The sequence below is a fragment of the Escherichia sp. WS33 genome, assembly GCF_046486385.1.
GTDB lineage: Bacteria > Pseudomonadota > Gammaproteobacteria > Enterobacterales > Enterobacteriaceae > ECMA0423.
Window position 1 is genome coordinate 1 of record NZ_JBJQLJ010000052.1, and the last position, 10,899, is coordinate 10,899.

Here is a 10,899-nt window from a genome sequence, read left to right on the forward strand (position 1 = left end):
GCTTTTGCCGTTACGCACCACCCCGTCAGTAGCTGAACAGGAGGGACAGCTGATAGAAACAGAAGCCACTGGAGCACCTCAAAAACACCATCATACACTAAATCAGTAAGTTGGCAGCATCACCCATTTTATCACTACACATCCTTCAGGTATAAAAGATACACTCGCCTGGTTAGTTAACGCGAGTAAATTAATGACTGAGTTTGATGACAATGGGAAAATTATATTTAACCTTAATGCCTTAAAGTATACAAAAGCAAGTTACTTTGAAATACTTGGAGAGAAATATATAAAAATCACAACATCCAGCCCCTGGCTTTTAGAAAAGCTCGGTAAATATATTTTCTCTTCACGAGCGCCTCAAGTTCTGGAACTCGCTATTGGCTGGCGAGGAGCTTTATCTGAATCAATAAAAGGAGTTAAGTTCTGTATCTGGTTTTCAGTAGCCTGGAGAACCATAGAATTTATTATGAGTTCAGAGCGAGATCTGGTTAATTTTCTTGGCGATTTTTCAATGGATGTGGCCAAAGCAGTTATAGCCGGTGGTGTTGCAACCGCTATTGGAAGCCTGGCTTCTTTTGCCTGTGTTAGCTTTGGCTTTCCAGTAATTCTTGTCGGAGGAGCAATTTTACTGACAGGGATAGTGTGTACAGTTGTTTTAAATGAAATCGATGCTCAATGCCATTTATCAGAAAAATTAAAATATGCAATTAGAGATGGACTAAAATGGCAACAGGAACTTGATAAATGGAAAAGGGAAAACATGACTCCATTTATGTATGTTCTTAACACTCCACCCGTGATATGAGGATTAACCATACGTTTACATGTTAAATTAAAAGAGTTTCTTTCGATGTTTTTTATGGCCATATTATTTTTCCCTGCATTCAATGCTTCTTTGTTTTTTACCGGAGTTAAACCTCTATATTCAATAATAAAATGCTCCACGGAAATATTTTATGATTGGAGAATGTTGATTCTGTGCTTTGGTTTCATGTCGTTTTCCTTTTTAAATGTTCATGTAATTTTACTTACGATAATAAAATCATTCTTAATCAAAAAAACGAAGGTAGTCAATTTCGCCACAGACATAACAATACAGCTAACTCTTATATTTTTACTAATAGCTATCGTAATAGCACCTTTAATAGCTCCTTTTGTCACAGGATATGTCAATGCTAATTATCACCCCTGCGGTAATAATACGGGAATTTTCCCAGGAGCAATCTATATTAAAAATGGCATGAAATGTAATAATGAATATATTTCTCGCAAGGAAGATTCAGCAGTTAAATAATTAAATATTCTAAAACAAACAGTTTTTAACTCCGGATTCCATGTCCTTTCTTGCACTGTCTTTGTCAAGAAAAATTTCTTATGCAAAGAATTTTGTATTATTGCCGCCAGAAATTCCTGGCGGCAGATATAATTTATTATTGATAGCGGTTAACCAAATCTTTTACCATCGCTTTATAGGTCTTTTGCTTAAGTTGCATGATTTGCTGCTCTGTCATATCAGTCGTACTGGCTTCATTCTTGTCGGGCAATGGTGGAAGCACTTTATATTCATAATTCACCGGCGACCAGGTAGCCCACTCACCTGTTGCCACATCCACCAGCGTGAAACGTACCAGGTAGCGCAGGGAGATAGCGTCGGTGAGTTTTTCATTTTTATAGTCGGACCATACTGTTGATTTCAGCGCAGAGTCATATTTTCCTGTCTGCAATGTATCCTGGTAAACAATAATCGCTTTCTGATGTCCTTTTGCAGCCACAAAACGCAGTGCCTGCATCCAGTTCATATTCTCAGCACTGGCAACATCCTCGTTCTCATTTTTATCTTTGTTTTTGTTACAAGTCAGAGGCTTTTGCCTGTCCGGGATACCAGAGAATGTGGAAACAGTATAATATTTTCGCATCTCCTCCTGCATAATGGTTTCCGGTGCGCGGTTGCCGGATTGAACAAGTATTACAGGAGAATTAAGGGGAACGCGGAACTCATCTCCATCAAGCGCAGCTTGAATATCCTCTTCGGATACGGCCAGAGTGGTTTCATTACCGAATAAATCTTTGTCTGTCAGTTGCTGGGGAGTGTTTTTATTAATATTACTTTGTGTGACTTGAGCTTTTTTCTTCTTTTCATCAATAGAAGATTCAGAGGCACATCCTGCAAGCAGCGAGAATAACACACATATGCAACAAAGCTTTTTTGAATTCATAATTGGACACTCCCTCGCCTGTCATAATCATGGTAATGTTTAGCTAACGATTTTTAATTATATACTCCACTTGAATCAGAACAAACAAAAATAACAGTATATATAAATTCATTAAATCAATAGAAAAATGAAAATCATAACATTCAAATATATTTAAATTGAATGATTCGATAGTATGATTAAATATTAATGATATGGTCTACCATATGTGATTAACACATTTACAGCATAACAAAACCATAGACCGAAGAAATAGCGGGATTTAAATGCAAAAAAAACCGCAAAATTAAAAATCTTGCGGTTCTCTGAACTCATTTTCATGAGTGAATTTGGCGGAACGGACGGGACTCGAACCCGCGACCCCCTGCGTGACAGGCAGGTATTCTAACCGACTGAACTACCGCTCCGCGTTGTGTTCCGTTGGGAACGAGGCGAATATTACGGATTGCCTCACCCTTCGTCAACGGTTTTTCTCATCTTTTGAATCGTTTGCTGCAAAAATCGCCCAAGCCGCTATTTTTAGCGCCTTTTACAGGTATTTATGCCCGCCAGAGGCAGCTTCCGCCCTTCTTCTCCACCAGATCAAGACGGGCTTCATGAGCTGCAAGCTCTTCATCTGTCGCAAAAACAACGCGTAACTTACTTGCCTGACGTACAATGCGCTGAATTGTTGCTTCACCTTGTTGCTGCTGTGTCTCTCCTTCCATCGCAAAAGCCATCGACGTTTGACCACCGGTCATCGCCAGATAAACTTCCGCAAGGATCTGTGCATCGAGTAATGCCCCGTGTAGCGTTCGTTTACTGTTATCTATTTCGTAGCGGGCACATAACGCATCGAGGCTGTTGCGCTTACCAGGAAACATTTTCCTCGCCACCGCAAGGCTATCGGTGACCTTACAGAAGGTATTGGTCTTCGGAATATCGCGCTTAAGCAACGAAAACTCGTAGTCCATAAAGCCGATATCGAACGCTGCGTTATGGATCACCAACTCCGCGCCGCGGATATAGTCCATGAACTCATCGGCTACTTCGGCAAACGTGGGCTTATCGAGCAAAAATTCATCGGCAATACCATGTACGCCAAAGGCTTCCGGATCCACCAGCCGATCGGGTTTGAGATAAACATGGAAGTTATTGCCCGTCAGGCGACGGTTCACCACTTCAACGGCACCAATCTCAATGATCTTGTGGCCTTCATAGTGCGCACCAATCTGGTTCATACCGGTGGTTTCGGTATCGAGAACGATCTGGCGTGTAATTGCAGTGCTCATAGCGGTCATTTATGTCAGACTTGTCGTTTTACAGTTCGATTCAATTACAGGAAGTCTACCAGAGATGCTTAAACAGGTAGAAATTTTCACCGATGGTTCGTGTCTGGGTAATCCTGGACCTGGGGGTTACGGCGCTATTTTACGCTATCGCGGACGCGAGAAAACCTTTAGCGCAGGCTACACCCGCACCACCAACAACCGTATGGAGTTGATGGCCGCTATTGTCGCGCTGGAGGCGTTAAAAGAACATTGCGAAGTCATTTTGAGTACCGACAGCCAGTATGTCCGCCAAGGTATCACCCAGTGGATCCATAACTGGAAAAAACGTGGCTGGAAAACAGCAGACAAAAAACCAGTAAAAAATGTCGATCTCTGGCAACGTCTTGATGCTGCATTGGGGCAGCATCAAATCAAATGGGAATGGGTTAAAGGCCATGCCGGACACCCGGAAAACGAACGCTGTGATGAACTGGCTCGTGCTGCGGCAATGAATCCCACACTGGAAGATACGGGCTACCAAGTCGAAGTTTAAGCTTGTGGTTTACGACATTGCCGGGTGGCTCCAACCGCCTGGCGAATTCGTGGCTTGTTTTTACTCTGTTTCATCGGGTTTAGCGTTAAAGGAATAGTCCGTTTCCGGGCAACAATAAGTTGTAAGCAACCAAGCGCAGGAATATGCGCATTCAATAGTTTTCCTCCGTGTTTGTTCCACGGGAGAACGTGGAAACGGCTGGCGTGCAGCACTTCAAAATTCAACAAAGAGAGCCAGTCCAGTTGCCGCATCAGAGTAAACATCCGGCTGTTATAGGGCGAGGTTTTTCGCAATACCGGCACAAGTTTGCGTAATCCCATTAAACTAATGGGATTGAAGCCACTAATCACCAGCCAGCCATCATCAATCAATACCCGATCGGTTTCACGCAATAAACGATGCGGATCGGTGCACCACGGCAATGTATGTGCCAGTAGACAAACATCAACGGATTTATCGGCAAAAGGAAGATGAAGTGGATCCGCCTGCACCTGGACGGGCATTCCTTGCGCAGAAACATTCACTTGATGAGAAACCGCGCACGCTTCGCAATTGATTTCTGCGCTTAAATTGCCAATCTTAAGCAGATGAAAACCATACATTTTAGTGAACCACGGGTTGAGCTGGCGCTCCAGCGCCTTGCGATAAAGCTCTCCCCAGGGCAAATCGCCCCAGCGATCAGGAGCCACGACAGTTTGAGGGACTCTTGCCGGTTTCATCACAACCTTCCGTTTCACACTAAGAGGTAATCTATGAATCTTAACAGTATTCCCGCCTTTGATGACAATTACATCTGGGTTTTGAATGATGAAGCAGGTCGCTGCCTGATTGTCGATCCCGGAGACGCAGAGCCGGTATTAAACGCCATTGCCGCCAATAACTGGCAACCGGAGGCCATATTTCTCACCCACCATCATCACGATCACGTTGGCGGCGTAAAAGAACTGGTGGAAAAGTTTCCGCAAATTGTGGTGTATGGTCCACAAGAGACACAAGATAAGGGAACAACACAGGTAGTCAAAGATGGCGAAACTGCCTTCGTTTTGGGGCATGAATTTAGTGTAATTGCCACACCGGGTCACACTTTAGGACATATCTGTTACTTCAGTAAACCTTATCTATTTTGCGGCGACACGCTGTTTTCTGGTGGGTGTGGTAGGTTGTTTGAAGGGACAGCATCACAAATGTATCAATCACTTAATAAGTTAAGTGCGTTACCTGACGATACATTGGTATGTTGTGCTCATGAATATACGTTATCAAATATGAAGTTTGCTTTGAGTATTCTTCCGCACGATTTGTCCATAAATGATTATTATCGTAAAGTTAAGGAGTTACGGGCAAAAAATCAAATAACACTACCCGTAATTCTGAAAAATGAGCGGCAAATTAATGTTTTTTTAAGAACGGAAGATATTGATTTAATTAATGTAATTAATGAAGAAACATTATTGCAACAACCTGAAGAGCGTTTTGCATGGTTAAGGTCAAAGAAAGATAGGTTCTGATAAAACTTTCTTGTCATCGGCTCCGTTCGCCGTTATGATCGGTCGTCTTTTAAGCAACTATTGACACACACATGAAGGCAAAAGCGATATTACTCGCCTCTGTCCTGCTCGTGGGTTGCCAGAGTACCGGCAACGTTCAACAGCACGCACAGAGCCTTTCTGCAGCTGGTCAAGGGGAAGCAGCAAAGTTTACAAGTCAGGCACGATGGATGGACGATGGGACGTCTATCGCGCCAGATGGTGACTTGTGGGCTTTCATTGGCGACGAGCTAAAGATGGGAATTCCGGAAAATGACCGGATTCGCGAACAGAAACAGAAATATTTACGCAATAAGAGCTATCTCCACGATGTAACTTTACGGGCAGAGCCGTATATGTACTGGATAGCAGGGCAAGTTAAAAAACGTAACATGCCTATGGAACTGGTACTACTACCCATAGTGGAGAGCGCTTTTGATCCTCACGCAACGTCTGGCGCCAATGCCGCAGGCATCTGGCAGATCATTCCGAGCACGGGGCGCAATTATGGTTTGAAACAGACCCGCAATTATGACGCGCGTCGCGATGTTGTTGCTTCAACAACTGCCGCGCTGAATATGATGCAGCGTCTGAACAAAATGTTTGACGGCGACTGGCTTCTGACCGTAGCGGCTTATAACAGCGGCGAAGGTCGGGTCATGAAGGCAATTAAAACGAACAAAGCGCGTGGGAAATCCACGGACTTCTGGTCGTTACCGTTGCCGCAGGAAACGAAGCAGTACGTGCCTAAAATGCTGGCATTGAGTGATATTCTCAAAAACAGCAAGCGTTATGGCGTACGTCTGCCAACGACCGATGAAAGCCGTGCTCTGGCGCGTGTGCACCTGAGCAGCCCGGTTGAAATGGCGAAGGTTGCAGATATGGCGGGGATTTCCGTCAGCAAGCTGAAGACATTCAACGCTGGCGTGAAAGGCTCCACGCTGGGCGCAAGTGGTCCGCAATACGTGATGGTGCCAAAGAAGCATGCAGATCAACTGCGTGAATCTCTCGCTTCAGGCGAAATTGCTGCTGTACAGTCGACGCTGGTTGCCGACAATACGCCGCTTAACAGCCGTGTTTACACCGTACGCTCTGGCGACACGCTTTCAAGTATCGCTTCACGTCTCGGCGTAAGCACCAAAGATTTGCAGCAGTGGAACAAACTGCGCGGATCTAAGCTGAAGCCAGGCCAAAGTTTGACGATTGGTGCAGGCAGTAGCGCACAGCGACTGGCAAACAACAGCGATAGCATTACGTATCGTGTGCGCAAAGGCGATTCGCTTTCAAGCATTGCTAAACGCCACGGCGTGAACATCAAAGATGTGATGCGCTGGAACAGCGACACTGCGAATCTGCAACCAGGCGACAAGCTGACGTTGTTTGTGAAAAACAACAACATGCCAGATTCCTGACAAACCAGATAATAAAAAGGCACCGATTCCCCCGGTGCCTTTTTTATTTATGCTGCTTTATGTGCTTCTACCATGATGATATCACTGGTGAAAGAGCCATCATTCTGCAAGGCAAAATACGTTCTCACCTCTGTCGATGCGCTCTGTTGGTAAATGCGAATAGCGTCTACTAACGCTTCTGGCGTACGCATTCTCGCGACCCATGAAGAAAATTCCAGCGGTAACTTATCTGTAATTAAATTATCAACTATCAGATTGGCTTCATTGATTAACCTCAACCACTCACCGCTGGCGTAGTTTCGTACGTGAGAGGTATCGCGTAATGCTTCTACCGTCTGTAACCAGATGTCGCGCACTGGATGACCCGGAGACATTACGTCCATCACAATCATCCTACCGCCAGGTTTCAATATCCGGTTCACTTCACGCAGTGCTGCACCAACATCATGCCAGTGATGGGCAGAATAACGGCTGATAACAATATCAAATGCGTTATCGGCAAATGGCAGACTTTCGGCATAACCCTGGCGGGTGGTGATATTTTTCAGTTGCCGGACTTCGGCAGCTTGTGCCACGACATCCAGCATGTGGGCAGATAAGTCATACGCCACCACCGTGCTCACGTTTTGCGCAGCGACAAAGCTGGCATGCCCTGCTCCGCAGCCCATATCAAGTACACTTGCACCAGGATAATCAGCCAGACGCACCGCCAGGCGCTGTAAATCTCGTCCGGATGCATGTACGGTACTGGTCAGATATTCGCAGGCTTGAGAGCTAAACTGCTTTTCTACGTGGTCATGGTGGGATTGTGTTGTCATTGCGCTGTCCTTTTGTTGTTTGAGTATAAAAGGACAGCGCCAAACGTTGGTCTGCCCTGTGGCAGACCTGACATACCTTATTTATCAGGCTTGCCGGGACTGAATTCAACGAGTAGCGGATTGTGATCGGAAGCGCGCGTAACCAATACAGAAGCTTCGCTGACGTTCAGACCACGGTAGAAAACAAAATCGAGCGGGCGGCCAAACGCCCGACGGCGCTGATCATCGGTAAAACGCACCTGGCGCAGCGACATTTCCCGCGCAAAGCGATATAACGCGTTCATCCTTCTACGGCTCCAGGCATTGAAATCTCCCGCCATAATGACCGGGCCGCTGTGGTGAGCTATCTGATCACCAATAGGAAGTAACTGCTTACTATAGACATCCACGCCCAGACTGAAGTTGACGGCGTGTATATTAACCACCATCAACAGGCGGGTGTCAGGTAATGGATAGACCGTCACCAGTGCCGACTTCGCCAGACGCAAAATGGGTTCTCGTTCACGTAACGGGCAGCAATACACTGGATGCGCCGCCGAAAGGGTCATTACACCGGAAGGATGTTGTGGCAGCACGAAAGCGGGCACCTGATCGGCGGCAAGATAGTTAGCGGTCGCAAACTGTACTAACTCTGGCGTTGTCTGCGCTTCCTGCAATAACACCAGATGTGCATCTTTGCCGTAGTTCTTTAATACCGACAACCATTCAGCGCGTTGCTGTTTGTATATGTTCCACACCAGGATCCGAATACGCTCTTCGGTACTTAACGGTTCTCCAGGTGGTAATGCCTGGCCGATGCTCGCAAAAGACCCCGGCGGTAAGATCCTTTCCGCAGGTTGTCCGGCAACATAGCGCATGGCATAGGTGTTTTTTCGCACTTTTGACTTTGAAACCTCTATTACGTCAACCCTTCCGCACTCGGGAGGGTTCTACTGTTATAGGGATTTTAGCTCACTCTTTCAACGAGCAATTGTATATTGTTATGTAAGCAAGTGCTTACACAGGTCAGAATTTTGCTCATTATTGAGAACATTAAATCGGATGACATATCACGCATCCTGATGGTTTAATGACAAATAAATTCAAAATATCTCTTCTATTTTGCAACAGGAGCAAAAATGAAAGCCACGTCGGAAGAACTCGCCATTTTTGTTTCGGTCGTAGAAAGCGGCAGCTTTAGCCGGGCAGCGGAACAATTAGGGCAAGCAAACTCAGCGGTAAGCCGGGCAGTGAAAAAGCTGGAGATGAAACTTGGCGTTAGCCTGCTTAATCGGACCACGCGACAACTTAGCCTGACGGAAGAAGGCCAGCGTTATTTTCGTCGCGTACAGTCAATTTTGCAGGAGATGGCAGCGGCAGAATCAGAAATTATGGAGACGCGTAATACACCGCGTGGACTGTTGCGCATCGATGCCGCAACTCCAGTGGTGCTGCACTTTCTGATGCCGTTGATTAAGCCTTTCCGTGAACGCTATCCGGAAGTCACTTTATCGCTAGTCTCCTCCGAAACGATTATTAATTTGATCGAAAGAAAAGTGGATGTCGCGATACGCGCTGGTACGTTAACGGATTCCAGCTTACGTGCCAGGCCGTTATTTAACAGTTATCGAAAAATTATCGCCTCCCCCGATTATATTTCCCGCTACGGGAAGCCAGAAACGATCGACGATTTAAAGCAACATATTTGCCTGGGATTCACTGAACCCGCTTCCCTCAATACCTGGCCGATAGCCCGTAGCGATGGACAATTACATGAGGTGAAGTACGGTTTGTCATCCAATAGTGGGGAAACACTGAAACAGCTTTGCCTGAGTGGCAACGGGATTGCGTGTTTGTCCGACTACATGATCGACAAAGAAATCGCTCGCGGAGAATTGGTGGAGTTAATGGCAGATAAAGTGTTGCCAGTGGAAATGCCATTCAGTGCCGTCTATTACAGCGACCGTGCGGTAAGTACGCGCATCCGGGCTTTTATCGATTTCCTTAGCGAGCATGTAAAAACAGCTCCCGGAGGAGCTGTCAGAGAGGCTTAATCCCATTCAGGAGCCAGACCTTCCGGGCTAACCAGGCGGTCGTTGCAATCCAGTGCGGCGATCGCTTTTTTATCTTCGGCATCAAGCTGTAAATTTTGTGCCTTAAGATTACTTTCCAGGTTTTTACGTTTAGTAGAAGAAGGAATTACTGAGTAACCTTCCCCCATAGCCCACGCCAGAATCACTTGTGCCGGAGTCGCATTGTGTTTAGCTGCGATACGAGCAATAACCTCATCTTTCAGGGCCTTACCATACGCCAGCGTCATATAGGAAGTAATATGGATGCCGTGCTGTTTAGCCCAGGCAACCACTTTACGGTTTTGCAGATAAGGAGAGAGTTCAATCTGGTTAGTAGCGATGTTTTCAGCACCAACAGCAGCAATCGCTTTTTCCATCAACGGGATCGTGAAGTTGGAAATACCGATCTCACGCGTCAGCCCTTGTTTTTTGGCTTCCAGCAGCGCCTGCATAAACTCTTCAACAGAGACTTCATCGTTTGGTGACGGCCAGTGGATTAGCGTCAGATCAACATAATCGGTACGCAATTTTTGCAGGCTCTCTTTCAGACTTGGGATCAATTTGTCTTTGCTGAGATTTTCAATCCAGATTTTAGTGGTGATGTAGAGTTCATGACGTGGCACGCCACTTTCTGCAATCGCCTGACCTACTGCGGCTTCGTTATCATAGATTTGTGCGGTATCAATTGCGCGATAACCAAGTTCAAGCGCCGTTATCACAGATGAAATAACAACGTCGTCTTTCAGACGGAAAGTACCTAAACCAAATGCAGGGATAGCCATAATATGCCTCTTTTAATGCTATTTTCGTTAACTGAGGTGATTATGGGCTTCAGACTGTTGAGGAAAAAGAGCGTAAAATGCAGAGGATTTTTGCGATTCTGGCAATAATAGATATACAGACGAAAAAAAACCTCGAGCGTTAACTCGAGGCTTCTTAATAAGTGGCGGAACGGACGGGACTCGAACCCGCGACCCCCTGCGTGACAGGCAGGTATTCTAACCGACTGAACTACCGCTCCACCGAATTCTTTTACAACCACCGGTTTTATGACCGGCTTACTGCTTAAT

12 protein-coding genes, 2 tRNA genes and 1 pseudogene are annotated in these 10,899 nt (G+C 45.8%); 6 read left to right on the plus strand and 9 right to left on the minus strand.

The genetic code is table 11. The features are described from left to right. On the minus strand, positions 1-69 hold a 69-nt coding region (locus ACJHXA_RS23020; RefSeq protein ID WP_001680836.1), incomplete at its 3' end, for an IS1 family transposase. Positions 70-124: 55 nt separating this feature from the next. On the opposite strand from ACJHXA_RS23020, the pseudogene ACJHXA_RS23025 reads away from it, so the two are divergent. Beyond that, positions 125-808: pseudogene (locus ACJHXA_RS23025) on the plus strand (hypothetical protein); the annotation flags it as partial. Positions 809-817: 9 nt separating this feature from the next. Then, a complete protein-coding gene (gene ykfM, locus ACJHXA_RS23030; protein ID WP_001236649.1) occupies positions 818-1,297 on the plus strand; it encodes a protein YkfM in 480 nt (159 codons plus the stop codon). A gap of 136 nt (positions 1,298-1,433) precedes the next feature. On the opposite strand, the gene ACJHXA_RS23035 is transcribed toward ykfM, so the two are convergent. The 3 genes from ACJHXA_RS23035 to dnaQ all read right to left on the minus strand — a co-directional run bounded on the left by ACJHXA_RS23035 (position 1,434) and on the right by dnaQ (position 3,490). Then, on the minus strand, positions 1,434-2,219 hold the full coding sequence (locus tag ACJHXA_RS23035) for an aminopeptidase (protein WP_001086142.1): 786 nt from the start codon (positions 2,217-2,219) through the stop codon (positions 1,434-1,436). 330 nt (positions 2,220-2,549) lie between these two features. Further along, a tRNA-Asp gene (locus ACJHXA_RS23040) sits at positions 2,550-2,626 on the minus strand. Between the two features lie 132 nt (positions 2,627-2,758). Next, complete coding sequence (dnaQ, locus tag ACJHXA_RS23045; protein WP_001297205.1) at positions 2,759-3,490, minus strand: DNA polymerase III subunit epsilon; 732 nt, start codon at positions 3,488-3,490, stop codon at positions 2,759-2,761. Between the two features lie 64 nt (positions 3,491-3,554). Here dnaQ and rnhA point away from each other — a divergent pair, with 64 nt between their 5' ends. Beyond that, positions 3,555-4,022: a ribonuclease HI gene (gene rnhA, locus ACJHXA_RS23050; protein WP_000917883.1), complete on the plus strand. Its 468-nt coding sequence runs from the start codon at positions 3,555-3,557 to the stop codon at positions 4,020-4,022. Here rnhA and ACJHXA_RS23055 read toward each other — a convergent pair. Further along, complete coding sequence (locus tag ACJHXA_RS23055) at positions 4,019-4,741, minus strand: class I SAM-dependent methyltransferase (protein ID WP_001297210.1); 723 nt, start codon at positions 4,739-4,741, stop codon at positions 4,019-4,021. The two genes, rnhA and ACJHXA_RS23055, sit on opposite strands and share 4 nt — an antisense overlap. A 33-nt stretch (positions 4,742-4,774) precedes the next feature. Here ACJHXA_RS23055 and gloB point away from each other — a divergent pair, with 33 nt between their 5' ends. Continuing rightward, on the plus strand, positions 4,775-5,530 hold the full coding sequence (gene gloB, locus ACJHXA_RS23060; protein WP_001052720.1) for a hydroxyacylglutathione hydrolase: 756 nt from the start codon (positions 4,775-4,777) through the stop codon (positions 5,528-5,530). 71 nt (positions 5,531-5,601) lie between these two features. Further along, complete coding sequence (gene mltD / locus ACJHXA_RS23065) at positions 5,602-6,960, plus strand: murein transglycosylase D (protein WP_000644685.1); 1,359 nt, start codon at positions 5,602-5,604, stop codon at positions 6,958-6,960. Between the two features lie 47 nt (positions 6,961-7,007). Here the strand turns inward: mltD and ACJHXA_RS23070 are convergent, their stop codons facing one another. Continuing rightward, positions 7,008-7,778: a class I SAM-dependent methyltransferase gene (locus ACJHXA_RS23070; RefSeq protein ID WP_000211690.1), complete on the minus strand. Its 771-nt coding sequence runs from the start codon at positions 7,776-7,778 to the stop codon at positions 7,008-7,010. A gap of 77 nt (positions 7,779-7,855) precedes the next feature. Continuing rightward, a complete protein-coding gene (locus tag ACJHXA_RS23075; RefSeq protein WP_001230983.1) occupies positions 7,856-8,656 on the minus strand; it encodes an endonuclease/exonuclease/phosphatase family protein in 801 nt (266 codons plus the stop codon). Positions 8,657-8,896: 240 nt separating this feature from the next. On the opposite strand from ACJHXA_RS23075, the gene yafC reads away from it, so the two are divergent. Next, on the plus strand, positions 8,897-9,811 hold the full coding sequence (gene yafC / locus ACJHXA_RS23080; protein ID WP_000648606.1) for a DNA-binding transcriptional regulator YafC: 915 nt from the start codon (positions 8,897-8,899) through the stop codon (positions 9,809-9,811). Here the strand turns inward: yafC and dkgB are convergent. Together dkgB and ACJHXA_RS23090 are read right to left on the minus strand one after the other, a co-directional pair. Then, a complete protein-coding gene (gene dkgB, locus ACJHXA_RS23085) occupies positions 9,808-10,611 on the minus strand; it encodes a 2,5-didehydrogluconate reductase DkgB (RefSeq protein ID WP_000997010.1) in 804 nt (267 codons plus the stop codon). The two genes, yafC and dkgB, sit on opposite strands and share 4 nt — an antisense overlap. Before the next feature lie 162 nt (positions 10,612-10,773). Then, positions 10,774-10,850, minus strand: a tRNA-Asp gene (locus ACJHXA_RS23090). Between the last annotated feature and the right edge of the window lie 49 nt (positions 10,851-10,899).

Bases quoted from the DNA above. Each gene is read 5' to 3' on its own strand.
- ACJHXA_RS23035 (WP_001086142.1), bottom strand. From the start codon at position 2,219: ATGAATTCAAAAAAGCTTTGTTGCATATGTGTGTTATTCTCGCTGCTT.
- dnaQ (WP_001297205.1), bottom strand. From the start codon at position 3,490: ATGAGCACTGCAATTACACGCCAGATCGTTCTCGATACCGAAACCACC.
- rnhA (WP_000917883.1), top strand. From the start codon at position 3,555: ATGCTTAAACAGGTAGAAATTTTCACCGATGGTTCGTGTCTGGGTAAT.
- ACJHXA_RS23055 (WP_001297210.1), bottom strand. From the start codon at position 4,741: ATGAAACCGGCAAGAGTCCCTCAAACTGTCGTGGCTCCTGATCGCTGG.
- gloB (WP_001052720.1), top strand. From the start codon at position 4,775: ATGAATCTTAACAGTATTCCCGCCTTTGATGACAATTACATCTGGGTT.
- mltD (WP_000644685.1), top strand. From the start codon at position 5,602: ATGAAGGCAAAAGCGATATTACTCGCCTCTGTCCTGCTCGTGGGTTGC.
- ACJHXA_RS23070 (WP_000211690.1), bottom strand. From the start codon at position 7,778: ATGACAACACAATCCCACCATGACCACGTAGAAAAGCAGTTTAGCTCT.
- yafC (WP_000648606.1), top strand. From the start codon at position 8,897: ATGAAAGCCACGTCGGAAGAACTCGCCATTTTTGTTTCGGTCGTAGAA.
- dkgB (WP_000997010.1), bottom strand. From the start codon at position 10,611: ATGGCTATCCCTGCATTTGGTTTAGGTACTTTCCGTCTGAAAGACGAC.